The organism is Anaeromassilibacillus sp. Marseille-P3371, from assembly GCF_900169665.1.
In the GTDB taxonomy this organism is placed as follows: Bacteria; Bacillota; Clostridia; order Oscillospirales; family Acutalibacteraceae; genus Anaeromassilibacillus.
Map to the genome: position 1 here is coordinate 1429946 of NZ_LT835157.1, position 24534 is coordinate 1454479.

The window sequence follows — 24534 nt, forward strand, 5'->3', positions numbered from 1 at the left end:
GAGACAGAGAAATCAATAAGAAAAGGAGCGTACACACGTGAAAAAATGGAGAAAGATTGCGGCAGCTGTACTCGCGGCAGCCATGTTGTGCAGTAGTGTCGCATGTTCGAGCGCCCCGCAGAAACTGGAGGATTCATTGGTGACAAATGATTTTGTTTCCAGTGAAATTTCAGTAGAGAATTCTTCCGCGCCTCAATTGTCCAGCGAGTTGGAAGAGGTGTCCTCTGCAATGAATTCATCTGTATCCGAAAAGGCTGTCACAGAGAGCTCTCAAACGGAATCGACCGTAGAGACCAGTAAACCAGAGCTGGTGGAGGGCACTGTCAGTAGTCCATCTTATAATGCGCCGGCGACTACTACGCCCGTTGTACAGGAACAGGAGATGCGGGCGGTTTGGGTTCCCTATCTTAGCTTGGATATGACCAAGGAAGCGGATAAGAGTTATGCTGCTTTCCAGAGAAAGTTTAATGACATCATTGCTAAGGCCAAAAATAGCGGCGCGAACACACTGGTTGTACATGTGCGTTCTCATGGAGACGCATACTATCCTTCCAACTATTATCCGTGGACGCATTTCTTGAGCGGTACCCAGGGGGTGGGACCGGGATACGATCCTTTGGCTTACATGGTTTCTGCAACGCACCAGGCTGGTATGAAGTTCCACGCATGGTTTAATCCACTGCGGATCAAAGCAGGAAATTATCCGCCGGTTGTCGCTTCAAATAGCCCATACAACCAGTGGAAAAATGATCCGGTCAAATCCAATTGGACGTTCACAAAGGATGGGGCCATTTATATGAATCCTGGGTATTCTCAGGTGCGTGATTATATTGTAAATGGAATAAAAGAGGTCGTCCAAAAGTATGATGTCGATGGAGTACAATTTGATGACTATTTCTATCCGTTCAATGTGAATTCGGCAGATGTAACTCTTGACAAAGCGGCCTATCAACAGAGTGGTTCAACCTTGTCCATTGGGGCATGGAGGACGCAGAACATCAATAGCTTGGTGGCTGCTGTATACAAGATGGTAAAGGAGACAAAGCCAAATGTTGTGTTTGGCATTTCTCCACAGGGCAATATTGCAAACGATCTCAATGCAGGTGCAGATGTGTATACATGGTGCAGTAAGCCAGGCTATATCGATTATATTTGTCCGCAAATTTATTGGACCTACGATCATCCGACCGCTCCATTTGAGACTCTGGCGAAAAAGTGGAAGAGCCTTGTAACGGCAGATCATGTAAAGATTTACATAGGCTTGGCCCTTTACAAAGCGGGAACGAATTCGAGCGGATGGGAAAAGGCAGATAATATCATCGCCCGGCAGATTCAAACCGCCCGCAGTCTGGATTGCGACGGATTCATGCTTTACTCTTGGGCATATCTTGATCATCCACAGACTGCAAAAGAGATGGCAAATGTGAAGAAGCTCCTGAACGGTTGATTTCTGTATCAGGAGAAATACGGCCCGCCAGCAGGAGTTCTCTGTTGGCGGGCCGTATCACATAAATTCTACAAATCATTACATTCTTTTCACAAATAGAGAAATTCTGGGAAACGTGTGTTATAATAACCTCACGGCGTAAGCGGAAGCCAGCGCCGCAGGAACTTGCAGACTTCCGATGCCAGGGAGGACATTGAAACGTTCAGAGGATGATCGGGCAGGTGCCTTTGAACTGGTTTTAAACTCCATGCGAGTAGGAGAATGCCATAGATAGCTTCATGGCATAAGTGGAATCCAGTGCCGCGGGAACTTGCAAGCTTCCGATGCCAAGGAGAACATTGAAACATTCAGAGGATGATCGGGCAGGAGGCTTTGAACTGGCTTTAAACTCCATGCGAGTAGGAGAATGCCATAGATAGCTTCATGGCATAAGTGGAAACCAGCGTCGCGGGAACTTGCAAGCTTCCGATGCCAAGGAGAACATTGAAACATTCAGAGGATGATCGGGCAGGGGGCTTTGAACCGGCTTTAAACTCCATGCGAGTAGGAGAATGCCATAGATAGCTTCATGGCATAAGCGGAAACCAGCGTCGCGGGAACTTGCAAGCTTCCGATGCCAAGGAGAACATTGAAACATTCAGAGGATGATCGGGCAGGGGGCTTTGAACTGGCTTTAAACTCCATGCGAGTAGGAGAATGTTATAGATAACCTCACGGAGTAAGCTGGAAAGGATTTTACAATGTAAAGCCGGCAAGGGATGAAACACTGGATGAGATTCCTTTGACAAAACCAGGAATAAGATCAGAATTGGCTGCTTGGCGGCGATTTTATACATGGGGAGAGACGCATGAGTCTAATCAATGTAAAAGATATTCGAAAGGTTTATCGAGTGGATGAGGAAAAAATTGTTGCGCTTGGCCGGATTAATCTGCGGATTGAACAAGGAGAAATCTGCTGCATCCTTGGAACTTCCGGTTCGGGTAAATCTACTTTGCTGAACATTATGGCGGGGTTGGAAAAACCGACAAAGGGTAGCGTATGGATAGCGGGGAAAAATGTGACGCAGTTCTCTGAGAAGCAATGGGCCTTGTTTCGTCAAAGAAATATCGGCTTCGTGTTTCAGTCGTACAATCTGATGCCTACCCAGACTGCGATTGAGAACGTGGCGATGCCGTTGATGTTTAAAGGCGTCAACAAGCGCACAAGAACCAAAGAAGCGATACATATGCTCAAAGCGGTAGGTCTTGCCAGCCGTATGATGCACCGGCCGACACAGATGAGTGGCGGCCAGCAGCAACGTGTCGGCATTGCTAGGGCATTCGTAGCAAGGCCGAAGATTGTTTTTGCCGACGAACCCACCGGAAATCTGGACAGTAAGACAAGCCGGGGGGTTATGGAAATCATGGTTCGTATGGCAAAACGATACCATGAGACATTGATTATTGTTACGCATGATGTCAATATTGCGAAATATGCAGATCGTATTATCAACCTGCATGACGGCAGTATTGTCAGTGATGAACCGAATCAGTCCATTGTTACCCTTGAAAATGAACAAAAAGAGCCGGCTTCTGCGGCTGTAAATGAATGAGGAGGAGCTTTATGAACAGGATCGTGAAACAGGGAATCTCGCTGTTTACTATGCTGGTGCTGCTTTCCGCCATGTTGGCGTCCGCCGTGCCTGCTTTTGCGGCAGATAAGGAGTATGAGCCTGACCCCGTGGTATACAGCGACAAACAAACCGTGTCCAAGAATACGCCGTTTGAAGCGACCTTTGTTTTTGACCATTCGGATTATTCTTCAGCTACAAGCGTGGAGAGAATTGACATAGATGTCAGTAGTGTTACCAGTTCGATTTCCTTGGGAAAGAAAAGCTATACGACTGACAAAAATGAGATCCTTTGGACCAATGATACCGACATTGAGCTGCCGACTTCTTCAGAGGATGAGGACTCCACAAGGGTGGATTTTGGTTATAAGCTGACAATCCCAGAAAAATATATGAAACGTGTCAATGATAAAGTGGGAACTTTACGTTTCAAGATCTCTTACTACGATAAGAATAATAGCAAAATCAATTCTTTTACCGTCCAAAAAACGATCTTTGATCCTGTGGGAGATGGCACCAGCTCTGACGATGAAGATGAAGAGGATAATCCCATTCTGACAGTGACTTCCTACTCCACTGACCCTGCCAGCGGAATTAAGGAAGGCGATGCTTTCAATTTAAAAGTGACCGTAAAGAATAACAGTAATGTTGTCTGCAACAATATTGTGGCTGCTTTTGACAATGCCAATGCCCCTGAAATCGCTATGCGCGGTGCAACGGACACGCTCTATATCGATTCTCTACCTGCACAGGCCACAGCGACTTTAACCTACCCCTTGGTTTGTTCTGCAAAGATGGAGACAAAGAGTTATCCGTTATCGGTCAAGTTTACTTCAAGTGATTTGGCCGCGGATGCCAGTGTTGCTCCCCGCATGTTTATTCCAGTACAGGGGACCAAAGTCAGTGCGGATGAAGAGGAAAGCTCTAATTCGAGTGTTCCGCAGATTATCATCGAAAGCTACGATTATGGTGGGATGTCGGTTACGGGTGGTACGGAGTTCATGCTGACCATGAATTTCCGGAATACCAGCCCGAATATAGCCATTGAAAATTTGAAGATGACAGTTTCTTCGGCTCCGGATGGGGATGAGGGAATTGTAGCATTTACACCGTCCCGGTCATCCAATACTTTTTTTATCCAGAATGTTAAGGGTGGAGGTAGTTTCCAGGAGAAAATTGCCCTCTATCCGAAAGTGGATGCGGCGCCAAAGTCCTATGGTGTGACGATTGATTACACATATGAGGCGGTTGTAGATGGGATTCGCAAAGCGGACTTGAAGGGAACGGAAACGATCTCCATTCCTTTGACACAGCCTGACCGCTTTGAAATCAATCAGGTGGATCTTTTTGGTCCGATCTATATGGGCGATCAAGGTCAGCTCAGCATTAGCTATGTCAATAAGGGAAAGAGCAAAATCTTTAACCTGGCGGTAGATCTGGAGGGTAACTTTACTTCAGAGGATATGTCGACCTATATTGGCAATGTGGAATCCGGCACGGGCGATTCGTTCGATGCATCGCTTACGCCAATGGACGTGGGAACCATGGCGGGGACAGCGACCTTTACATATGAGGATTCAAACGGGGAAACAAAAGAGATCAAAAAAGAATTTTCCTGCGATGTCATTCCCCTGCCTACGGATATGGGCGGCGAGGTAATCGGTGGAGATATGCCGGTAGATGGCGATGTGACAGCGGCTGCTGGACCACCGGCATGGGCCATTGGACTGACTGTCTGTGGCGGTGTGCTCTTGTTGATTGTGATTTTGGTCTTTGTGCGTAAAAAACTGAAGGCTAGAAAGCTTCGAATGTTGGAAGCTGAGGATGACTATGACGACATTTCGCCGGAGGACACTGTAAAATGATGATGCAGCAATCAAACAGCCTCTCCGCTGAGAAAGGAGGGTCCGGGTTTTGAAATGGAAAGATATGATCGGCATGAGCTTGAGCAATCTGTTCAAGCGTAAGGTGCGAACGTTATTGACCATTGCGGGCGTCATTATCGGTACATGTGCGATTGTTGTGATGGTTTCCTTTGGCATTGGAATCAAAGAGAGCATGAACACCATGATGGAGGGGATGGGAGATTTAACCATCGTCCAGATTAACAACTATAATCAGACGCCGGATTCTACCCCGTTGGATGACGACATGATTGCTCAAATTGAAGCAATCCCCCATGTGGCGGCTGTTACGCCGGTATATACATTGGATTGGAATGCAGTGACCATCAATAGCGGGAAGTATGCTTATCAGGGACAAATTTATGGTGTGAATATGAAATCCTTGGCTGATTTTGGCTATACCGTCCAAGAGGGAGTTTTGCCCGGAGAGGATTTCAAGGAGAATATGATTCTCTTCGGGTGGTCGGCTCTTTATAACTTCTACAATACGAAAAAAACCAGCAATAATATGATTTTTGCTCAGCCCGATGCAACAGGAACCATTCCAGATCCATATGTAGACCCTATGGAGGATGAGCTGGAACTGGTGATTAATGAGATGCAGGGCAATTTAGATGAAGGTACGGGGACGACAACAGCGAGTAAAAAGCAAAAACCAGTTAAGTTGGAATGTATCGGTGTGATGGGGGACGATTGGAGCCGGAATCCTCCGCCGGGCTATGCGGTTTTTATGGATGTCAGTTTTGCGAAGAAACTTCAAGAGCAATACAATAAGCTAAATAAGATTGACAGCTCCAATACAAATACGAGTTATGACAATGTTAGTGTGAAGGCAGACAGTGTGGATCATGTTGCCGAGGTGGAAGAAGCCATTCAAGCGCTTGGCTTTGCAGATACCTACAGCATGGAAAGTATTCGCAAGCCTCTGGAAGAACAAATGCGTACCATCCAAATGATTTTAGGCGGATTGGGCGCTATATCGCTTTTGGTAGCGGCGCTTGGTATCACCAATACGATGATTATGTCCATCTATGAACGTACAAGAGAAATCGGCGTAATGAAGGTTTTGGGATGCGTAGTTGGGAACATTCGGACCATGTTCTTGATTGAAGCGGGTACCATTGGATTTTTTGGAGGCGTTTTGGGGCTTGCATTCAGTTACGGTATTTCTTTTGCGATCAATTCGTTTGCTGCCGGAGGGAACAGCATCTCGTTGGGAGGAATCGTCGGTGTGGGTGTGACCGGGGCAAATGTGTCGATCATACCGATTTGGCTGGCTCTTGGCGCTTTGGTATTTGCCACGATGATTGGCTTGGTGTCTGGTTTTTATCCAGCCAATCGCGCCGTTAAAATTAGCGCCTTGACAGCAATTAAACAGGAATAGTGCTTACGTTTAAAACAAAGACGGACACAATCCCGTGTGGAAGTGTCCGTCTTTGTTTGTTTTAGGAGATATGGGAGGAGATTACCTTGTGTTAATATTACTTGCATCTGCTGCGACTTCATAGCCGAGCTTATTGAGTTGATGTTCGATTGCGTCATAAGACGTACCGGAACTATCGTAGTCCACGGCTACCAGATTATGGGAAGGATTTACACTGACGGAAGTAACACCGTGAAGTTGATCCAACCCGCGCTTAATTTCCTTTAAATCGTGTTTTCCACTGACTCGCTCTACAATCATATAAGCGCTTTCACTTGGCATCTTCATCACCTCAAGAATAGCGTTCCCGAGAAGTGAATGGTTATAACGCGGCAAGTTTTGGACGGAATTTCAGGTATAGGTCTATCCATCTTTTTTATGATATTTCCTTGAAAACCAAAGCAGTCACGAATAGAGCCCTTTCTGCGTAGTATGGACTGTATCAAATAGAGAAGGGGGACAAGATGCATGAAAGGAATTGATGTCAGTAGCCATAATACGGTGAATTGGGATGCGGCCAAAGAGGCAGGGTTAGAGTTTGCTATGCTGCGCTGTGGTTACGGAAACGATCAGGCGGATCAAGATGACCGGACTTTTGAAGAAAATGTAAAAGCCTGTGAACGATTGGGGATTCCCTGGGGAGCCTATCTCTATAGCTATGCATTAAACACGGCAGATGCCAAAAGTGAGCTAGCACACCTTTTACGTCTGCTCAAAGGCAAGAAACCGTTGTTCCCGATTGCAATTGACATGGAGGACGGAGACGGTTATAAAGAAAAAAATGGAATGCCTTCCCGTCAAACGCTCACCGATATTATTCACACCATCTGTGAGGGATTGCAAGAAGCAGGTTATCTGGCTGCCTATTATGTCAACAAGGATTGGTATAACCGGATGATCTACCCGGAACAACTGACGGAATATGTATTTTGGTATGCCCGTCCCGGTGTAGATAAGCCGGATGTATCCTGTGAACTTTGGCAAGATGAAATCTCTTCCACAGGAGGGGAATGGCCCGGTGTACAAACAGGGGGAAAGGATGGCTGTGACACGGATATTAGCTTCAAAAATTTCCCAGAAATAATCAAGAGCAAGGGCCTGAATGGCTGGGAATTGGAGAATCCTATCGCAATTGACACGACCATGGATGTACACAAAGCGCGCGGGCAATGGTATGGTGTCAAATGTACGGCTTCTGACCCTTCAAAGATCGAACTGTATGCAGGGACATCCAATATCGTTACCGTGATTCCTGTCCGTAGGACAAAAACAGAGCAGTTTTTCTTGGTGGTTCCTATCGGGGAACCAGGACAATCCACTGGTATTTGGACTCGCTATGGCGGGGATGAGGATACCGCTGCCCGGAGATTTGTCTTTTGGATTTCTTAAGTCGCGGATGAATAGCGTCAGGAGGGTGTCCCAAAACTACGGATCTCTCGATTCATAGGAAAGGGGCATCCTCTTTCTGTTTGGAAAAATATCTGCGTTTCTAAAAAAAGGGGGTATCCTTCCGTCATTTCATGACTTTTGGGACACCCTCCTGTTTCTTTTGCTCTTCAAATTTACCTTTTCTACCAAAGAGTGTAATTTCTCTAAATGCGTACAATCTATTACTGAAGGGTTATTTTAGGTGGACAAATCTATTTAGCCATATGCTTTTTCGATGGAACAAATTTAATTTTATCGTACAGATTGCATACGCCGAGTGCTGGAATTGTGATAAGAAACCAAAGAATGGAAAAGGGAAGACAAACCTGTCCCATAATATTCAATGGTAGATTTGAATAATCCCAAACGTTTTGTTTCCAGGCAACATTGACAATGAGACCGACGACAAACTCCACAGAAGTGATAATTCCAGACCCAATGCAACATTTTACAGCTAAACATTTTCCTTTCATAGAACGATTGCAGATTCGATCAATTAAGCACAGGCAGATTCCACCGGCTACAGACATGGAGAGGTCGGTGTGTCCGCGGCATAAAATTTCCAATGCCGGATAGACGGAACCACCGGTAGCAAACAATAGCGCATTTTTCTTCATTTATCTTTTTTGTGTCCTCCTATCCTAACTAGATGAACATAGTTGTTTGCAAAATGGACAAAATTATACAGATCTCACGCTTGCGATTCTCCAAAAAAACAGTATAATATACTTTAGAATATTTTATGGGAGCCGGAGGCCAGCAGCAGGAAGGAAGCGGCAGCCGGTGGTCGTGAAAGGAAGGTTTGTATGAAAATTTTCAGCGCGCCGGATTATACAGGAATGAGCCGGAAGGCGGCAAATCTCATCTCTGCACAAGTTATTTTAAAGCCAGATTCCGTTTTGGGGCTTGCAACAGGTTCTACGCCCTTGGGGGTTTATGCACAACTGATTGATTGGTATAATAAGGGCGATGTCGATTTTTCGAAAGTGCGTAGCGTTAATTTGGATGAATACTGCGGCCTTGCACCGGAGCATGAGCAGAGTTATCATTACTACATGAAGGAAAATTTCTTTAAGCACATTAATATCCGCTTGGAGAACACCCATGTGCCGGACGGTTTAGCGGAAGATGTTGCAAAAGAAGGCTGCCGGTATGACGCGCTCATCGAATCTCTCGGTGGAATCGACTTACAGCTTTTGGGCATTGGCAATACGGGCCACATTGGATTCAATGAGCCGAGCGAGAGTTATATCAAAGAAACCCACCGTGTCACCCTCAATCAAAAAACCATCGATGCCAATTCCCGCTTTTTTGCCAGCAAGGATGAGGTTCCGAGATATGCGGTAACCATGGGAATCGGCGCAATTATGAAGGCAAAAAAAGTGCTCTTGGTAGCCAATGGTGCTGGTAAGGCAGAAATTCTCTATAAGTCCCTGTTTGGGCCGATCACTCCGGAGGTTCCGGCATCTATTTTGCAGGTGCACCCGGATGTCACCATCGTGGCAGACGAGGAGGCAATGTCTGTCATCCGCGAAAAGCATCCGGAAATGATTGATTAATTGTAAGAGTCGTGTATTTTTATACAAAAAGAGGCCCCTTTTTGGCGTTGTTTTCGCCGGAAGGAGCCTCTTTTTGTATCCCTAGGGAGGAAAAGGGGTTTGCTATAGGAACTCATGTGTATTTTGATAAGGGGGATATTCAAACATAAAGTCGAAGCAATAAGGGGGTTCTCTTTGTAGAACCTAGAAACCATTTGCCTTTCTAAGCAAAAAATGATAGAATAACGTATATCGTATTTTAGCATAGCAATGCGGAAAAGTAGCAGAAATAGCTGAGAACGGGGGAATATATGTGATCTCGGTCATTGACTATGGAGCAGGTAACATTCAAAGTGTAATAAAAGCATTTCATCATATCGGTTGTGCAGTACAGGTGACAGCAGACCCGGAGGTCATTCGGGAATCCAAGGCAGCTATTTTGCCGGGGGTGGGTGCTTTTGGCGATTCCATGAATAGTTTGAAGCAATCCGGCCTTGTTCAGCCGGTTTTGGACTTTATTGAGAGTGGAAAGCCTTTTTTAGGGATTTGCTTGGGTTTACAGCTTCTTTTTGAGGGGAGTGAGGAAAGCCCCGGTGTACACGGTTTAGGGGTCCTCGAGGGGAAAATCCACCGTATACCAGCAAATCGCGGTTTAAAGGTACCGCATATGGGATGGAATTCTCTGGAACTCCGCAACCAAAGTGGACTTTTTTCTGGTTTGGAGGAAGACCCATACGTGTATTTTGTGCACTCTTATTATTTGCATGCAGACGATCCGAGCGTTGTCTCATCAACAACGGAATACGGTGTGCGGATTGACGCCTCGATTCAGCGGGGAAAGCTGTTTGCCACCCAATTTCACCCCGAAAAAAGTGGACGGACTGGCTTGAAGATGTTGCAAAACTTTGTTGCACAGATTGATACAGTTTGAGGAGGAATGGATATGTATGCCAAGAGAATCATTCCCTGCCTAGATGTCAACAATGGGAGAGTGGTCAAGGGGACCAATTTCGTCAATCTGCGCGATGCTGGGGACCCGGTGGAAGCGGCAAAGATGTATGATGCACAGGGAGCGGACGAGCTGGTCTTTCTGGACATCACTGCTTCGGCGCAGGCGCGCAACATTATTCTGGACATAGTGTCACAGGTAGCGGATAGCATCTTTATTCCCTTTACAGTAGGAGGAGGAATCCGTTCCGTGGACGATTTCAACGCTTTGTTGCGTGCCGGCGCAGATAAAGTGTCCGTCAATTCGGCAGCTATCCGAAACCCTGCTTTGATTCAGGAGGCAGCCGATAAATTTGGGAGCCAGTGTGTGGTGTGTGCAATCGATGCGAAGCGCCGTTCGGAAGGCGGCTGGACGGTCTATTTGAATGGCGGCCGGGTGGATACCGGATTGGATGCCATAGAATGGGCGCAGAAGGCAGTTCGGTTGGGGGCAGGAGAGATTTTACTCACCAGCATGGACTGTGATGGCGTCAAGAACGGCTATGATTTGGAATTGACACGAGCGGTTTCGGAATGTGTTCATGTGCCGGTGATCGCCTCTGGAGGTGCAGGGAAAATGGAGCATTTTTATGATGCCTTTACCCAAGGGCAGGCGGATGCAGTATTGGCGGCTTCGCTGTTCCACTTTGGAGAGATCACGATTCCGGAATTGAAAGGGTATCTTGCCGGGCGAGGGATTTCTGTACGCCAGTGAGTTATTTGGCATTTGAGTTCCTGTGTATGAAGGGGATGTCATCCTTCTGCACAGGAACTTTTTGATTTTCAGAGCAGATATTGCGATAATCCCGCATTGGACGGCATAAGAATTAGGGAAGACCGAACAAGTCTATTCGGACGGGTTTGGATTCCCGGATGCCAAGAGGGCAGCTGTACAGCCTCCGCTCCGGGAGCAGAACGAGGAGGGAGATTACACAAATGAAAGGCAAACGAATTGCAGCAGGGCTGCTGGCCGTTCTGCTGATCGGATTGTCCGTTCCGATGCGCGCTGCATCTGCACTTTCAGAAGAAGAGGTCAAAGCGCCTGCTGCTGTCCTGATGGAAGCGCAGACAGGAAGAGTGCTATACGAGAAGAACCCACACGAAAAACGCCCTTGTGCATCGATCACAAAGGTCATGACATTGTTGCTGGTGATGGAAGCCCTGGATGCGGGGAAGATTTCTTTGACCGATACAGTGACGACAAGTGCTCATGCTGCTTCGATGGGAGGATCAGATATTTGGCTCAAAGAAGGGGAGACCATGTCTGTAGACGACATGCTCAAAGCGACTGTAGTGGCGAGCGCAAATGATGCCGCTGTGGCTTTGGCAGAATACGTTGCCGGCAGTGAGGAAGATTTTCTGCGGCAGATGAACGAAAAAGCGCAGGAGCTGGGGATGGCGGATACGACGTTTAAAAACTGCAACGGTTTGGACGAGGAAGGACATTTAACCTCTGCCTATGATGTCGCGGTTATGTCACGGGAATTGATGAAACATAAGAAAATCTTTGATTATACAATGATTTGGATCGACTATGTCCGCGATGGCCAGACACAGTTGGTCAATACCAATAAACTCATTAAATCCTATAAGGGGATTACCGGGCTGAAAACGGGTACAACAGGGCAAGCAGGAAGCTGTATTAGTGCCACCGCAGAGCGCGATGGGGTCCAGTTGATTGCCGTGGTTTTGGGCGCTGCAAACACCAAAGATCGCTTTTCCGCTGCTTCAACCCTATTGGATTATGGGTTCGCCAACTGGTCGGTCGCTACGCCTCAGGTGCCGCCGGAAGCGGTGGCTCCCATTCCGGTTTTGAATGGCATGTCCGATCAAGTGGAGACCACAGTTACAACGGATGGGGTTCTATTAATTCCCAAAGGGAAGGATACGGAGATTCAGTACCAGGTGACAGTGGGAGAAAACTTGACGGCACCGGTTGAAGAAGGGCAAGTTTTGGGGAAAGTCACCTGCACTTTGGATGGCGAAATCCTCAAGGAATATAACATTCTTGCTAAGACTTCCATCCCGGAGATTACCTTTTCCTCTGTTTTTCAACTTTTGTTCCGGCAGCTTGTGTCCATGTGACCATCGGCAAGACCGTGCCCTTTGAAAAAGGGCACGGCTCTCTTTGCCGCCCGTCAAAAATACACAAAATGCACAAGCAAGCAGGATTCACAAATTATTTAATTATAAAATATGTGCCTTCCCTTGCAAATATGGACAAACTATTGTAAAATAACAACATACCCAAGATTGCAATATTTAGGAGGATTTCATATGTCTGTCAGAGTTGATACACAACATCTGTCCGGGTTTGTTGGTGAAAATGAATATAAGGCGCTCGCGCCGCAGGTAAAGCTTGCGCACGAAATGCTTCACAGTGGCACTGGCCTCGGCAACGATTTTATCGGGTGGGTGGATCTCCCGACCAATTACGATAAAGAAGAATTTGCCCGCATCAAAGAGGCGGCCAAAAGAATTCAGTCGGATTCGCAGGTGTTCATTGTCATCGGCATCGGAGGTTCCTATCTTGGCGCGCGCGCAGCCATTGAGTTTTTAAAATCGCCCAATTACAACAACATGAAGAAGGATACGCCCGACATTTACTTCACAGGAAATAGCATCAGCTCTACCGCGTTGAGCGAGTTGCTGGCGATCTGTGAAGGAAAGGACGTCTCCATCAACATGATCTCCAAGTCCGGTACAACGACAGAACCCGCCATCGCATTCCGCGTGTTGCGTGAGTTCCTGGAGAAGAAGTACGGCAAAGAAGAGGCGAAAAAGCGCATTTACTGCACGACCGATAAGGCGCGCGGTACGCTCAAGCAGCTTGCGACCAAAGAAGGTTACGAAACCTTTGTAGTCCCGGACGACGTTGGTGGACGTTACTCAGTTCTGACAGCTGTTGGCCTGCTGCCCATCGCCGTCAGCGGCGCGGATATTGATGCACTGATGGCTGGCGCTGCAAAGGCACAGCAGGAGTACAACAATCCCGATATGTTCACGAATCCCTGCTATCTTTATGCTGCTCTGCGCAATATGCTCTATCGCAAGGGGAAGGAGATCGAAATCCTCGTCAGCTATGAACCCTGCTATACGATGATGTGCGAGTGGTGGAAACAGCTCTATGGGGAGAGTGAAGGCAAGGATAATAAAGGCTTGTTCCCGGCATCCGTGGTGTTCTCTACAGACCTGCATTCCATGGGGCAATACATTCAGCAGGGCCGCCGCTCCCTCTTTGAGACGGTTGTTCTGTTTGACAAAGCAAAGCAAGAACTTTACATCGGCAACGATCCTGAAAATGTGGACGGCCTAAACTTCTTGGAAGGCAAGAGCATGTCTTATGTCAATGAAAAGGCCTTTGAGGGCACGGTCTTAGCACATACGGACGGCGGTGTTCCGAACGTTGTGCTACATGTACCGGATTTCTCCGAAGAGTCCTTGGGTTCACTTATCTATTTCTTCGAAAAAGCGTGTGCCATCTCCGGTTATCTGTTGGGAGTCAATCCGTTTGATCAGCCCGGCGTAGAGAGCTATAAAAAGAACATGTTTGCTCTTCTTGGAAAACCCGGTTATGAGGCACAGAAGGAAGCTCTGGAGGCAAGACTCCACAAATAATTCTGGCGATTTTATCCGCGGAACGCGGAAATACTATCATACAGGGGGAGTTTCAATGGTTACTCTAATCGTAGGTAAAAAAGGTTCCGGCAAAACAAAAAAATTGATTGAGCGCGCAAATGAAGCGGTTAAGACTTCTGACGGAAACGTCGTCGTCATTGAAAAAGGTTTGAAGCTGACTTATGACATCTCCCATCAGGCGCGTCTGGTGGACAGCGACAGTTACAACATCTGTGGGATGGAAGCGTTGGCAGGCTTTATCAGCGGAATCTGTGCTGGTAATTACGACGTGACCGATATTTTTGTGGATTCCACATTGAAGATCATTGGCCAGGATATGAAAGCGCTGGAGGAGTTTGTTGGCCGTATGAACAAGCTTTCCAAGGAAGACGAGGTCAACATCATCCTGTTGGTTTCTGCGGATAAGGGTGAACTTCCAGAGGGAATTGAAAACCTCGCAACGCAGATTTAAACCGTTTGATGTATGCGATACCGCCGGTGCTTTTACGGTACCGGCGGCATCTTTGCGTGTGTTTTGTGGATATTTCAAATTTTTACCTATAAATTGTATTGACAAAGCGTAGAGGAACCTATATAATAAGCTAATGTAGCGCCGAGGTGTGAAAAATGCTTCTTGAACTCGAAGACGTGTTTTTACAGGAGGGTGCCAGTCGTTCGTTTTGTGGCTCAATCGATCTATCATCCGTCAATATAAACGGCGCTTATCCATTTGTTGCGCCGGTTGAGGTTGAGGGAAAGGTTGAGAACCGCGCGGGACTTGTGCAGTTGGATGTGAAGGCGAAATTTCAGTTTTCAATTCCTTGCGACCGGTGTGCAGTCCAAGTAGAACGGCCATATAACTATCCTTTTTCGCATGTGCTGGTGTTGTCCTTGGAAAATGAAGAGGACAGTGGCGAATACATTCAGGTGAGTGATTATAAGTTGGACTTGGACGAACTAGTCCGGGCGGATATTTTGTTGGAGCTTCCGACAAAGTTCCTTTGTAAAGAGGATTGCAAGGGTTTATGTCCGCAATGTGGAAAGAATCTGAATGAAGGCGCATGCAATTGTCAAACACATCAGATTGACCCCCGTATGGAGGTCCTTAAACAACTGATAGATAGCTAAGCTTTTATAAGGAGGTGCTGACCATGGCGGTACCAAAGCGGAAAGTATCCAGCGCAAGACAGAATAAGAGACGTTCCAATGTGTGGAAGCTCGACGCTCCTGCACTGATGAAATGCCCGAAGTGCGGGGAGTACAAGGCGCCTCACAGAGTGTGCGACAACTGCGGTTTTTACAACGGCAGAGAAGTCATCAAGAAGGAAGCCTGATTTTTTGATTTCCGAAGGATAGAGAAGGAGAAATCCTTCTCTATTTTTTTGCTCTGAACAGGGGGGAGAACATGCCTGTAAAAATTCTGGCGGTGGAGGCAAACAGCCCTGCCCGGCATGCTGGGATTCAGCCGGGGGAAACCCTTGTCTCTATCAATGGCAATGAGATATGTGATATTTTGGATTATCGGTTTTATGAGACGGACCGGCATTTGTCGATTGTTTTGCAGAATGAGATTGGGGAAGAACGGACCATTCAAATCCGAAAAGGACAATATGAATCCATCGGGTTGGAATTTGAAACATATTTGATGGACCAGCAGCATTCTTGTACCAACCGATGTATTTTCTGCTTTATCGACCAGTTGCCCAAAGGGATGCGAAAAAGCCTTTACTTCAAGGATGATGATTCGCGTCTGTCGTTCTTGTTTGGAAACTATGTAACGTTGACGAATTTGAAGGAACGTGAGGTAGACCGCATTATCAAGATGCATATCAGCCCGATCAATATCTCTGTACATACAACCAACCCAGAGTTGCGCGTCAAAATGATGGGAAACCGCTTTGCAGGAAAGTCCTTAGACATTCTGTACCGTTTTGCAAAGGCGGGAATTAAGCTGAACTGTCAGATTGTGCTGTGCCGGGACATCAACGATGGGGAAGAACTGGAACGCACGTTGCGGGATTTGACGGGTTTATGGCCGTCGGTCCAAAGTGTGGCGGTTGTTCCAATAGGGCTCACCAAACACCGTCAAGGGTTGTATCCCTTAATCGGATACGATCCGGAGACAGCTCTGGCGGTTGTACGGCAATTGGAGCGCTGGGGAGATCACTGCGAAAAGGAATATGGCCAACGTATCTGTTATGCCGCAGATGAGTTTTATCTAAAAGCGCAATTGCCGATTCCAGCTGCACCCTTCTACGGGGACTTCGACCAGTTGGAAAATGGCGTGGGGTTGATGGCGAGTTTACGGCAGGAATTTTTAGATGCGCTAGAGGATTTTGTTCCGCTAGAAAATCCCCGAAAGGTCACTTTGGCTACCGGTGTGGCAGCGCATCCTTTCTTGGATACATTGCTTGACGAACTGCGGCAAAGATGTCATAATTTAACATGCGATGTGGTACCCATTGTAAATCACTTTTTTGGGGATACTATTACCGTAGCAGGTCTTGTGACAGGCGGAGACCTCCTCAAGCAGCTTCAAGGCCGGAACCTGGGCGACGCACTGCTGTTGCCCGATGTGATGCTCCGCAGAGAAGGGGACATTTTTTTAGACGATGTTTCTTTAGAAGAGCTGTCGGAGGCGTTACAGATTCAAATCATCACCGTACCAAACGACGGTTATGCGCTGTTGGATGCGGTGACAGGGAGGGAAGAAAATGGCTAAGCCAGTTGTGGCGATTGTCGGCAGGCCCAATGTCGGTAAATCGACCTTGTTTAATAAGTTGATTGGTCAGCGTTTGTCGATTGTGGATGATACGCCGGGAGTTACACGCGACCGAATTTATGGAGACTGCGAGTGGGAAGGGCGTAAATTTTCTCTGGTGGATACCGGAGGAATTGAGCCGAGTGCGAATGACGTAATCCTGTCTCAGATGCGCGCACAGGCGCAGTTGGCCATTGATGCGGCCGATGTGATCGTTTTGGTGACGGACATTCGTTCCGGCTTGGTGGCGACGGATGCCGACATCGCAGCGATGCTCCTCAAAAGCGGCCGTCCGGTGGTCCTTTGCGTCAACAAGTGTGATTCGGTTGGAGAGCCTCCGGCCGATTTTTATGAGTTTTACAATCTTGGTCTGGGGGACCCCGTGCAAGTTTCTTCGGTACATGGGCACGGGACCGGAGATCTGTTGGATCGTGTGATCGAGTATCTTCCAGAAGAGGATGGAAGAGAAGAGGAAGGCGAACTGATCCGTGTGGCGATCATCGGGAAGCCAAATGTGGGAAAAAGTTCTCTTGTGAATCGGATTTCCGGGGAAAATCGCTGTATTGTTTCCGACATCGCTGGGACAACGCGCGACGCCATTGATACTGAAGTGGAAAATGCTTATGGGCATTTTATTCTGATCGATACAGCAGGGCTACGCCGCCGCAATAAGGTGGATGATTCCATTGAAAAATACAGTGTGATTCGTGCACAGATGGCGATTGAACGCGCAGACGTCTGTGTGATTATGATTGATGCAACGGTAGGATTCACCGATCAGGATTCAAAGGTCGCAGGATTGGCTCACGAGGCTGGAAAGGGATGCGTCATTGCCGTCAATAAGTGGGATGCAGTGGAGAAGGACGGCAACACTATGACGGCTTACCGCAAAAAGTTAGAGGAAGATTTCTCCTTTATGTCTTACGCGCCGTTTCTGTTTTTATCGGCAAAGACGGGGCAGCGCATCGATCGTCTATTCGAGCTAATTAAACATGTAGCCAATTCCAATGCTATGCGGATAGCGACGGGGATGCTCAATGACGTGTTAGCACAAGCTACGGCACGCGTACAGCCTCCTACAGATAAGGGCAAACGATTAAAGATCTATTATATGACTCAGGCTTCTACAAAGCCGCCGACATTTGTATGTTTTGTGAACTCGGCGGAGTTGTTCCATTTCTCCTATCAGAGATATTTGGAAAACCGAATCCGTGAAACGTTTGGTTTGGAGGGCACTCCGGTGCGCTTCATTGTCCGCGAGCGCGGCGATAAATCATCTGTTTAACGATTTTGTAGGAGGGACGATCCATGAATCTTTTCATGAGCGCTGTTTTGCCGGCACTTTTGACAATGGTGATTGCCTATTTGCTGGGTAGTGTCAGCTCTTCCATCATTTTTACCAAACTGTTCAGCCATCAGGATATTCGAAAGATGGGAAGCGGAAATGCTGGCACAACCAATGTTCTTCGGTCAGTAGGGGCGAAGGCCGCGGCATGTACCTTTGTCTTTGACTTTGTCAAAGGTGTGTTGGCGGTCTTTATTGGAAAGTTGCTCTTTCAATATTTTGCCGCAGCATATCCATTAGCGGGAGTGTCCACATGGGAGTTTGTACAGTATGGCGCCTACTTGGCAGGAATTTTTTGCGTGTTGGGACATGATTTTCCAGTGTTCTTTGGATTTAAGGGAGGAAAGGGTGTTTTAACCAGCTGGGCGATTATTCTGCTGATCGATTGGCGTAGTTTTGTGTTTGTAATTGTTGTGTTTATTTTGGTGGTGTTGTTGACAAGAATCGTCTCAGCAGGTTCTATCAGTGCAGGAATTGCGTTCCCGATCTGTACGTTTCTATTCAACTATCTTGTAGACCTCCGCATGTTTCAGATTGGCAGCCCGACGTACTGTGCTTTGAGCATGGTAGCAGCATTCTTCTTGGGAGGGCTGCTGGTATGGAAGCATCATGAAAACATTGCACGTTTGCGTGCAGGTACAGAAAAGAAGCTCAGTGTGAAAAAGCATTGACGGCTTTGCAATCTCTACATAACAAAATGAAGAATCAAAGAGGCCGTGGAAACATCCGAACGATGTTTCCACGGCCTCTCTATGCAACTGATAGAAAACGAAAAAAGGAGTCCACCTCTGGACTCCTTTAAGCTTCTTTGTTCAGTTTAGACGGCACGGGTAACCTTGCCGGAACGCAAGCAACGGGTGCAGGCGTAAATACGCTTGGGGCTGCCATTTACAATCGCCTTCACACGACGAATGTTGGGCTTCCAAGTTCTGTTCGCACGTCTGTGAGAATGAGAAACCTTGATACCGAAAGCAATATCCTTGCCACAAACATCACATTTTGCCATGAGTCTGCACCTCCTTTAACGGGCTCATCAAATTTGTAACAGTAGTATTCTAGCAGATTCCTCTGGCAATTGCAAGCTTTTTCGCAAGAATATTTCGCAAAACGGCAAACATTTCCACAAAATTGCGTGTCAACCACCCATATCTTGTATTTTGCGGCCAAACGTATTATAATGAAACGACAAAAATGTGATGCCTGCGGGTAGGTCCTTTTTAAACCAATACTTTTCCGCACAGAGAAGGGTAGGGACCCTGCGGAGGGAATCACAGGGTTTTATTAGATGCATCGTTGTTTGGCGATGAAACTGGAAATCACGGTTTGAATGTTGGTTTTCCGCTGGGCGGAGCTACAATGGAAAAAGGGAGCGTGTTTTTATGCTGTTTAGTGTCATTCGCTCGTTGTTCAGCGGAGGTTCCGTTGACTTTATGAGCATCTTAATGCAGATTGTGGCGGTATTGTTCGTCATCTTCTGTATTTTACCTCTGCACGAATTTGCCCATGGATGGGTGGCTTATAAGCTTGGCGACAATACAGCAAAATATCAGGGGCGTTTGACGTTTAACCCGATTGCGAGTGTTGACCCCATGGGCGCGTTGTTCCTGTTGCTTTTTGGTTTTGGTTGGGCAAAGCCTGTTCCAGTGAATCCAAATAATTTTAAGAATCCCAAACGTGGAATGGCGATCACAGCGTTGGCAGGTCCAATATCCAATTTGCTGGCTTCCTTGATTGGCGCTTTGATTTATATCGGTGTCTTGCTGGCGACCAATTTTGGTGCACCGACTTTTGTATGGGTTTTCTTTCAGTATTATATTATCATCAACGTTGGGTTGGCGGTGTTCAATCTGTTGCCCATTCCCCCGCTCGATGGATCACGGATTGTGGGTGCATTTCTCTCGGATCGGGCGCTTTACAGTTATTACCGGTATCAAAATATGATTATGATGATTCTGATGCTGGTCCTTTTTACGGGGTTGTTGGATGGGCCCATCGGATTCCTACAAAATATCTGTTACAATGGAGTTATGTGGTTGGCAGAACTTCCCTATCAGCTTTTGGGGTTGTTATAATACGGGGGAGCCATGGAAAAGCTATCCTATAAGTTGGAGACGTTTGAGGGGCCCTTGGATCTCCTGCTCTATCTGATTACCAAGAATAAGCTCGATATTTGCGATATTCAGATTTCAGAGCTTTTAGATCAATATATGGAGCAGATCAATGCCATGCAGGAAGCTGATATGGACATTGCCAGTGAGTTTTTGGAGATGGCGGCCCGCTTGGTATACATGAAAACGGTTTCACTTCTTCCAAAACATGAGGAGATGGAGGCACTCCGGCAAGAGTTGACCGGTCAGTTGCTTGAATATCAGGAGTGTAAGCAAGTGGCGGCACAATTGACAGAGCGGTTTAATTATAATATTTATGTGCGAGAACCAGCTGAAGTGGAACCGGATAAGAGCTATAAACGGCATCATGATCCCCGGGAGATATTGGCAGCTTACTTGAGTGCGGCAGGGCGGGGAAAGCGGGTGTTGCCGCCTTCGCCACAGTCGTTTTCTGGAATTGTTACCCACCGGATTGTGTCCGTTACTTCACAGATTGTCTACGTACTTCGAAGATTGTGGAAAGTGAAATCCATTGCGTACGAGAGCTTGTTTGTTGAAAAGCGGGAAAAGTCCGATCTGGTGGCAACCTTTTTGGCGGTACTGGAACTTGTCAAGGGGAAACGCGTGCGTATTGAAGGAGAAGGCGAAGCGGCTACAGTAAATTTGATGGATGGCGGTGAACGGCATTGGAAATCAAAAAGATCCGAGGAGCAATAGAGGCAATCCTCTTTGCCAGCGGGGATTCGGTTTCGACGGACCGCGTGGCCCAGGTGCTTTCTTTGGACCGGGCGACCGCAGCCAAGCTCTTGCAAAGTGTGATGGATGATTTTAATAAGGAGGATGGCGGGGTCCGCATTGTGAAATTGGAGGATTCTTACCAGATGTGTAGCAATCCCATCTATGCGGAGGAGATTCGTCAAGCGCTGGATCTTCATAGAAATACACCGCTTTCACAGGCCGCGATGGAGGTATTGGCGATTGTCGCCTATAATCAGCCGGTGACAAAGGCGTTTGTGGAGCAGATCCGGGGTGTGGACTGCTCTGGCGTGTTGGGAAGTTTAACAGCAAAAGGGCTGATTGAGGAACGCGGGAGGTTGGAGTTACCAGGACGGCCTTTGCTCTATGGGACGACGTCTGACTTTTTGCGGTGCCTCAATATCTCTTCCCTCAACGAACTCCCACCCTTGCCACATAAGAAGGAGGAGTCTGAGAAGGAGCGTGAGGGGGAAGATGAAAGCTAAGGGGGCGCGTCTATGACGGCTTTGTGGATTAGCCTTGGAATCTTATTGGGGCTGCTTTTTCTTATGATCTGTCCGGTGGCGGTTACGGCGGACTTTCGGGAGAAGCTGGAGATCAAGGTGCGCTATTTGTGCTTTACTTATCAAGTGGCGCCACAGAAAAAAAAGCCGAAAAAAGCTAAACAGAAACAACCAGAATCGAAGAAAAAGGAGCCACAGGAACACAAGAAATCAAAATTTCAGGAAATACTGGAACAGAAGGGTGTTTCAGGTTTGTTGGAACTCCTCCGTCAAGTTGGCGAAGTAGCGGTGGGAGTGGCTCGCAAGCTTTTTTCACATCTAGTCGTGACGCGCCTGCATTTAGAAATTGTGGTGGCAGACGAGGATGCCGCGCAGGCTGCCCTGCATTATGGCTATGTATGTGGTGTAGTCTGTACGGCGTTGAGCGTTTTCTTGCAAAACAGTGTCTGTAAACGTTACCATGTGCAAATCACACCGGATTTTGATCGGAAAGAGAGTCGTGCTGTTCTGGAATTTCAGGCGCGTATCCGGCTTCTCTTTTTAATCACAAGCAGTTTAAGCGCTTTTTGGCATTTTATCCAGATTCAAAAGGATAGTGGACAAGCGGCACAGCGCGCGTCATAAAGCTGGAGTTACCCGTGCAGAATAAACGCCGTGTGCCATAGAAATACAAGGATTATAACCATATTGAAAAAGGCGGTGTATCAAACATGAGCGACCATCCGATCGAAGGTATGATGAATACCACCTTGGAAAAAATTAAGCAGATGGTGGATGTCAATTCCATTGTTGGAGATCCGATTACAGCCCCGGACGGCACCATCATCATCCCCATTTCCAAGATCTCTTATGGCTTTGCATCCGGAGGTTCGGATTTCCCTTCTAAAGTGCAAAGTACCAAGGAGTTTTTTGGAGGTGGTACCGGCGCAGGAATCTCCATAAATCCGATCGCATTTCTGACGATTTCCAATGGGAATGTGAAACTTTTACAGATCGATCCGTACAACAGCTCGGCTGACCGGATTGTCGGTATGGTGCCGGACGTTGTGGACAAGATCAGCGGCCTTGTCAGCAAAAAGAGTGAGGAAAAGAAAGCGAAAAAATCGGAAACTTCCGCAGAATCCCCGGCAGAATAAAATCGAATACTAAAATGAGCAGCCGCCTGCATATACCTTTTATGGGCAGGTGGTTGCTTTGTGTAAAAAATCAATTTGTTTTCTCTTGGCAGGTGCTTTCATTTTTTGGATGTCTGTCCGCGTTGCGCCGGTTGCATATGCAGTAGGGGAACCTCAGGTATCAGCTCAGGCGGCAATTCTTATCCATGCAGACAGCGGGCAGGTGCTCTATGAGAAAAATGCGGACGAACAGCGTTCGATGGCTAGCACAACTAAGATTATGACAGCCTTAATCGCTTTGGAGACAGCTGCAACAAATGACCCAGTGGTCACGATCACCGAACCGATGGTGCGAGTGGAGGGGTCTTCCATGGGGTTGCAGCCTGGGGATCGCCTGACGCTGAAAAGCCTGGCGGCTGGGATGTTGATTGTCTCCGGAAATGATGCAGCAAATTCAGTGGCAATTGCGGTGGCTGGTTCGACGGAAGCTTTTGCAGAGAAAATGAATCTGCGTGCCCAAGAGCTGGGCATGGAACATACGCATTTTGTTACGCCTTCGGGGTTGGACGATGAAGCGCATTATTCCACCGCGCGCGATATGGCAACATTGGCTGCTGCGGCAATGAAAAATCCCGATTTCGCGGCCATCGTGGGGCAAAAGGCGATGAACATTTCCTTTGTCTCGCCGGAGCAGACCCGGCGGTATACCAATCATAATAAGCTGTTGAGCATGTATGAGGGCTGTATTGGTGTAAAAACAGGGTTTACAAAGAAATCGGGCCGTTGTCTGGTTTCAGCGGCGGAACGCGATGGGGTGCGCCTGATCGCAGTAACTTTGAACGCTCCGGATGATTGGAACGATCATATTGCTCTGATGGATTATGGATTCACTCAGTTGGAATCCTTTCCGGTGGACGACAGTGGTTACTGTGTCGCCTTGCCGGTCACCGGCGGGTTGACTTCCACTGTGCAGGTACAAGGGACCAGGGGAGAAACGGTCGTGATTCCGCGGGGGGCAGCGGCACGCGTTGAGCGTCTTGTAGAGTTACCGCGCTTTGTATATGCACCCGTGATGGAACAGCAAGCGGTTGGACGGGTACGTTATGTATTGGACGGCCAAACGATTGCAGAGACGGCGCTACTTGCGCAAGCGTGTGCGGAACAGCCTCCCCAGGAGAAACCTTTCTGGGAGCAGGTATGGGAGTCCATACGGAGTCTGTTTCAGATGGATTGAGAAATAACAAAAGGATGTTGAATGGATGGCTAAAGAAATAAGATTACAGAAAATGCTCGCCGACTGCGGCATTGCTTCTCGCCGTAAGGCGGAGGAAATGATTGCAGCCGGCGAGGTGCGCGTCAACGGAAGCATTGCAAAGGTCGGGGATAAGGTGGACCCGAAGAAAGACAAGGTCACAGTAAAGGGGAAACCGGTGGAATCCCGTGCACAGGACGTATACATTATGCTTCACAAGCCACGCGGTTTTATCACAACTATGAACGATGAGATGGACCGGAAATGTGTGGCAGAGCTGGTTCGGGAGATCCCTGAACGAATTTATCCGGTGGGCCGGCTGGATCGGGATTCCGAGGGGCTCCTTCTAATGACAAACGACGGTGCATTCGCCAATGCGATGATGCATCCTTCTAAGCATGTGCCCAAAACATATCGGGTGACAGTACGTCCTTCCATTACGGAGGATCAACTCACTCAGATGGCAGTGGGAATTGAGATCGAGGGAAGAAAGACGGCGCCCGCCGATGTACGCGTGTTGTCCCAGGAACCGGGACGAGTCGTGCTGGAGATGGTGCTGCACGAGGGGCGCAATCGTGAGATTCGAAAAATGTGTGAGGCACTGGGCCTTGAAGTTGCGCGTTTAAAGCGGATCGCCATCGGCCCCGTACGCCTGGGGATGCTTCAGCCGGGAAAATGGCGGGAGCTCACTGGAGAAGAAGTGAAGCGTTTAATGGCTGGAGCGAAGTCGGACAAGCAT

General features: G+C 47.6%; 25 protein-coding genes and 1 pseudogene. 23 read left to right on the top strand and 3 right to left on the bottom strand.

Annotation, left to right across the window (positions count from 1 at the left end; all coding sequences use genetic code 11):
• The first annotated feature begins 37 nt into the window (after positions 1 to 37).
• From B9Y59_RS05155 to B9Y59_RS05170, 4 genes are all read left to right on the top strand, one after another.
• Complete coding sequence (locus B9Y59_RS05155) at positions 38 to 1447, top strand: glycoside hydrolase family 10-like protein (RefSeq protein ID WP_085532184.1); 1410 nt, start codon at positions 38 to 40, stop codon at positions 1445 to 1447.
• An 848-nt stretch (positions 1448 to 2295) separates the two neighbouring features.
• A complete protein-coding gene (locus tag B9Y59_RS05160; RefSeq protein WP_085532186.1) occupies positions 2296 to 3039 on the top strand; it encodes an ABC transporter ATP-binding protein in 744 nt (247 codons plus the stop codon).
• Between the two features lie 11 nt (positions 3040 to 3050).
• Positions 3051 to 4922, top strand: coding sequence for a COG1361 family protein (locus B9Y59_RS05165; RefSeq protein ID WP_085532189.1), 1872 nt, complete (start codon positions 3051 to 3053; stop codon positions 4920 to 4922).
• Between the two features lie 49 nt (positions 4923 to 4971).
• Positions 4972 to 6345 carry an ABC transporter permease gene (locus tag B9Y59_RS05170; RefSeq protein ID WP_085532191.1) on the top strand — a complete coding sequence of 458 codons (1374 nt, stop codon included), beginning with the start codon at positions 4972 to 4974 and terminating at the stop codon, positions 6343 to 6345.
• A gap of 81 nt (positions 6346 to 6426) precedes the next feature.
• Here B9Y59_RS05170 and B9Y59_RS05175 read toward each other — a convergent pair whose 3' ends face one another.
• Complete coding sequence (locus B9Y59_RS05175) at positions 6427 to 6666, bottom strand: heavy-metal-associated domain-containing protein (RefSeq protein WP_054323152.1); 240 nt, start codon at positions 6664 to 6666, stop codon at positions 6427 to 6429.
• A 186-nt stretch (positions 6667 to 6852) separates the two neighbouring features.
• Between B9Y59_RS05175 and B9Y59_RS05180 the strand changes: the two genes are divergently transcribed.
• Complete coding sequence (locus B9Y59_RS05180; RefSeq protein WP_054323151.1) at positions 6853 to 7773, top strand: GH25 family lysozyme; 921 nt, start codon at positions 6853 to 6855, stop codon at positions 7771 to 7773.
• A 251-nt stretch (positions 7774 to 8024) separates the two neighbouring features.
• Here the strand turns inward: B9Y59_RS05180 and B9Y59_RS05185 are convergent, their stop codons facing one another.
• Positions 8025 to 8429, bottom strand: coding sequence for a putative ABC transporter permease (locus B9Y59_RS05185; RefSeq protein ID WP_054323150.1), 405 nt, complete (start codon positions 8427 to 8429; stop codon positions 8025 to 8027).
• A gap of 189 nt (positions 8430 to 8618) precedes the next feature.
• Between B9Y59_RS05185 and nagB the strand changes: the two genes are divergently transcribed.
• The 11 genes from nagB (at position 8619) to plsY (ending at position 18732) form a co-directional block, all read left to right on the top strand.
• A complete protein-coding gene (gene nagB, locus B9Y59_RS05190; protein WP_085532193.1) occupies positions 8619 to 9371 on the top strand; it encodes a glucosamine-6-phosphate deaminase in 753 nt (250 codons plus the stop codon).
• A 292-nt stretch (positions 9372 to 9663) separates the two neighbouring features.
• On the top strand, positions 9664 to 10281 hold the full coding sequence (gene hisH, locus B9Y59_RS05195) for an imidazole glycerol phosphate synthase subunit HisH (protein ID WP_054323148.1): 618 nt from the start codon (positions 9664 to 9666) through the stop codon (positions 10279 to 10281).
• Between the two features lie 12 nt (positions 10282 to 10293).
• A complete protein-coding gene (gene hisF / locus B9Y59_RS05200; protein ID WP_085532195.1) occupies positions 10294 to 11052 on the top strand; it encodes an imidazole glycerol phosphate synthase subunit HisF in 759 nt (252 codons plus the stop codon).
• Between the two features lie 221 nt (positions 11053 to 11273).
• Positions 11274 to 12422 carry a D-alanyl-D-alanine carboxypeptidase family protein gene (locus B9Y59_RS05205; protein WP_054323146.1) on the top strand — a complete coding sequence of 383 codons (1149 nt, stop codon included), beginning with the start codon at positions 11274 to 11276 and terminating at the stop codon, positions 12420 to 12422.
• A gap of 192 nt (positions 12423 to 12614) precedes the next feature.
• Complete coding sequence (locus tag B9Y59_RS05210) at positions 12615 to 13955, top strand: glucose-6-phosphate isomerase (RefSeq protein ID WP_085532197.1); 1341 nt, start codon at positions 12615 to 12617, stop codon at positions 13953 to 13955.
• A gap of 55 nt (positions 13956 to 14010) precedes the next feature.
• Positions 14011 to 14427, top strand: a complete 417-nt coding sequence (locus B9Y59_RS05215; RefSeq protein ID WP_054323145.1) for a hypothetical protein — start codon at positions 14011 to 14013, stop codon at positions 14425 to 14427.
• Between the two features lie 155 nt (positions 14428 to 14582).
• The gene (locus B9Y59_RS05220) at positions 14583 to 15083 is read left to right on the top strand and encodes a YceD family protein (RefSeq protein WP_054323144.1); all 501 of its coding nucleotides are present in this window, start codon (positions 14583 to 14585) and stop codon (positions 15081 to 15083) included.
• A 23-nt stretch (positions 15084 to 15106) separates the two neighbouring features.
• Positions 15107 to 15289, top strand: coding sequence for a 50S ribosomal protein L32 (rpmF, locus tag B9Y59_RS05225; protein WP_054323143.1), 183 nt, complete (start codon positions 15107 to 15109; stop codon positions 15287 to 15289).
• Positions 15290 to 15360: 71 nt separating this feature from the next.
• Complete coding sequence (locus B9Y59_RS05230; protein ID WP_085532199.1) at positions 15361 to 16677, top strand: DUF512 domain-containing protein; 1317 nt, start codon at positions 15361 to 15363, stop codon at positions 16675 to 16677.
• Positions 16670 to 18001, top strand: coding sequence for a ribosome biogenesis GTPase Der (gene der / locus B9Y59_RS05235; protein WP_054323141.1), 1332 nt, complete (start codon positions 16670 to 16672; stop codon positions 17999 to 18001). The genes B9Y59_RS05230 and der overlap by 8 nt, the downstream gene beginning before the upstream one ends.
• A gap of 23 nt (positions 18002 to 18024) precedes the next feature.
• The gene (gene plsY / locus B9Y59_RS05240) at positions 18025 to 18732 is read left to right on the top strand and encodes a glycerol-3-phosphate 1-O-acyltransferase PlsY (RefSeq protein ID WP_085532201.1); all 708 of its coding nucleotides are present in this window, start codon (positions 18025 to 18027) and stop codon (positions 18730 to 18732) included.
• Between the two features lie 146 nt (positions 18733 to 18878).
• Here plsY and rpmB read toward each other — a convergent pair whose 3' ends face one another.
• On the bottom strand, positions 18879 to 19067 hold the full coding sequence (gene rpmB, locus B9Y59_RS05245; protein WP_054323139.1) for a 50S ribosomal protein L28: 189 nt from the start codon (positions 19065 to 19067) through the stop codon (positions 18879 to 18881).
• 373 nt (positions 19068 to 19440) lie between these two features.
• Between rpmB and B9Y59_RS05250 the strand changes: the two genes are divergently transcribed.
• From B9Y59_RS05250 to B9Y59_RS05280, 7 genes and pseudogenes are all read left to right on the top strand, one after another.
• Positions 19441 to 20133 (top strand): site-2 protease family protein, encoded by a 693-nt coding sequence (locus B9Y59_RS05250; RefSeq protein WP_054323138.1) that lies wholly within the window; start codon positions 19441 to 19443, stop codon positions 20131 to 20133.
• Between the two features lie 12 nt (positions 20134 to 20145).
• Positions 20146 to 20886, top strand: a complete 741-nt coding sequence (locus tag B9Y59_RS05255) for a segregation and condensation protein A (protein ID WP_054323137.1) — start codon at positions 20146 to 20148, stop codon at positions 20884 to 20886.
• The gene (scpB, locus tag B9Y59_RS05260) at positions 20856 to 21410 is read left to right on the top strand and encodes an SMC-Scp complex subunit ScpB (protein ID WP_054323136.1); all 555 of its coding nucleotides are present in this window, start codon (positions 20856 to 20858) and stop codon (positions 21408 to 21410) included. The genes B9Y59_RS05255 and scpB overlap by 31 nt, the downstream gene beginning before the upstream one ends.
• 12 nt (positions 21411 to 21422) lie before the next feature.
• A complete protein-coding gene (locus B9Y59_RS05265) occupies positions 21423 to 22052 on the top strand; it encodes a DUF2953 domain-containing protein (RefSeq protein ID WP_085532203.1) in 630 nt (209 codons plus the stop codon).
• A gap of 86 nt (positions 22053 to 22138) precedes the next feature.
• Positions 22139 to 22564, top strand: coding sequence for a GerW family sporulation protein (gene ytfJ / locus B9Y59_RS05270; RefSeq protein ID WP_085532205.1), 426 nt, complete (start codon positions 22139 to 22141; stop codon positions 22562 to 22564).
• A 109-nt stretch (positions 22565 to 22673) separates the two neighbouring features.
• Positions 22674 to 23777: a D-alanyl-D-alanine carboxypeptidase family protein gene (locus B9Y59_RS05275; RefSeq protein ID WP_143255242.1), complete on the top strand. Its 1104-nt coding sequence runs from the start codon at positions 22674 to 22676 to the stop codon at positions 23775 to 23777.
• A gap of 25 nt (positions 23778 to 23802) precedes the next feature.
• Positions 23803 to 24522, top strand: a pseudogene (locus B9Y59_RS05280) (pseudouridine synthase); the annotation flags it as partial.
• Between the last annotated feature and the right edge of the window lie 12 nt (positions 24523 to 24534).

Bases quoted from the DNA above. Each gene is read 5' to 3' on its own strand.
- B9Y59_RS05160 (WP_085532186.1), top strand. From the start codon at position 2,296: ATGAGTCTAATCAATGTAAAAGATATTCGAAAGGTTTATCGAGTGGAT.
- B9Y59_RS05165 (WP_085532189.1), top strand. From the start codon at position 3,051: ATGAACAGGATCGTGAAACAGGGAATCTCGCTGTTTACTATGCTGGTG.
- B9Y59_RS05175 (WP_054323152.1), bottom strand. From the start codon at position 6,666: ATGCCAAGTGAAAGCGCTTATATGATTGTAGAGCGAGTCAGTGGAAAA.
- B9Y59_RS05180 (WP_054323151.1), top strand. From the start codon at position 6,853: ATGAAAGGAATTGATGTCAGTAGCCATAATACGGTGAATTGGGATGCG.
- B9Y59_RS05185 (WP_054323150.1), bottom strand. From the start codon at position 8,429: ATGAAGAAAAATGCGCTATTGTTTGCTACCGGTGGTTCCGTCTATCCG.
- nagB (WP_085532193.1), top strand. From the start codon at position 8,619: ATGAAAATTTTCAGCGCGCCGGATTATACAGGAATGAGCCGGAAGGCG.
- hisF (WP_085532195.1), top strand. From the start codon at position 10,294: ATGTATGCCAAGAGAATCATTCCCTGCCTAGATGTCAACAATGGGAGA.
- B9Y59_RS05205 (WP_054323146.1), top strand. From the start codon at position 11,274: ATGAAAGGCAAACGAATTGCAGCAGGGCTGCTGGCCGTTCTGCTGATC.
- B9Y59_RS05210 (WP_085532197.1), top strand. From the start codon at position 12,615: ATGTCTGTCAGAGTTGATACACAACATCTGTCCGGGTTTGTTGGTGAA.
- B9Y59_RS05215 (WP_054323145.1), top strand. From the start codon at position 14,011: ATGGTTACTCTAATCGTAGGTAAAAAAGGTTCCGGCAAAACAAAAAAA.
- B9Y59_RS05220 (WP_054323144.1), top strand. From the start codon at position 14,583: ATGCTTCTTGAACTCGAAGACGTGTTTTTACAGGAGGGTGCCAGTCGT.
- rpmF (WP_054323143.1), top strand. From the start codon at position 15,107: ATGGCGGTACCAAAGCGGAAAGTATCCAGCGCAAGACAGAATAAGAGA.
- B9Y59_RS05230 (WP_085532199.1), top strand. From the start codon at position 15,361: ATGCCTGTAAAAATTCTGGCGGTGGAGGCAAACAGCCCTGCCCGGCAT.
- der (WP_054323141.1), top strand. From the start codon at position 16,670: ATGGCTAAGCCAGTTGTGGCGATTGTCGGCAGGCCCAATGTCGGTAAA.
- plsY (WP_085532201.1), top strand. From the start codon at position 18,025: ATGAATCTTTTCATGAGCGCTGTTTTGCCGGCACTTTTGACAATGGTG.
- rpmB (WP_054323139.1), bottom strand. From the start codon at position 19,067: ATGGCAAAATGTGATGTTTGTGGCAAGGATATTGCTTTCGGTATCAAG.
- B9Y59_RS05250 (WP_054323138.1), top strand. From the start codon at position 19,441: ATGCTGTTTAGTGTCATTCGCTCGTTGTTCAGCGGAGGTTCCGTTGAC.
- B9Y59_RS05255 (WP_054323137.1), top strand. From the start codon at position 20,146: ATGGAAAAGCTATCCTATAAGTTGGAGACGTTTGAGGGGCCCTTGGAT.
- B9Y59_RS05265 (WP_085532203.1), top strand. From the start codon at position 21,423: ATGACGGCTTTGTGGATTAGCCTTGGAATCTTATTGGGGCTGCTTTTT.
- ytfJ (WP_085532205.1), top strand. From the start codon at position 22,139: ATGAGCGACCATCCGATCGAAGGTATGATGAATACCACCTTGGAAAAA.
- B9Y59_RS05275 (WP_143255242.1), top strand. From the start codon at position 22,674: ATGTCTGTCCGCGTTGCGCCGGTTGCATATGCAGTAGGGGAACCTCAG.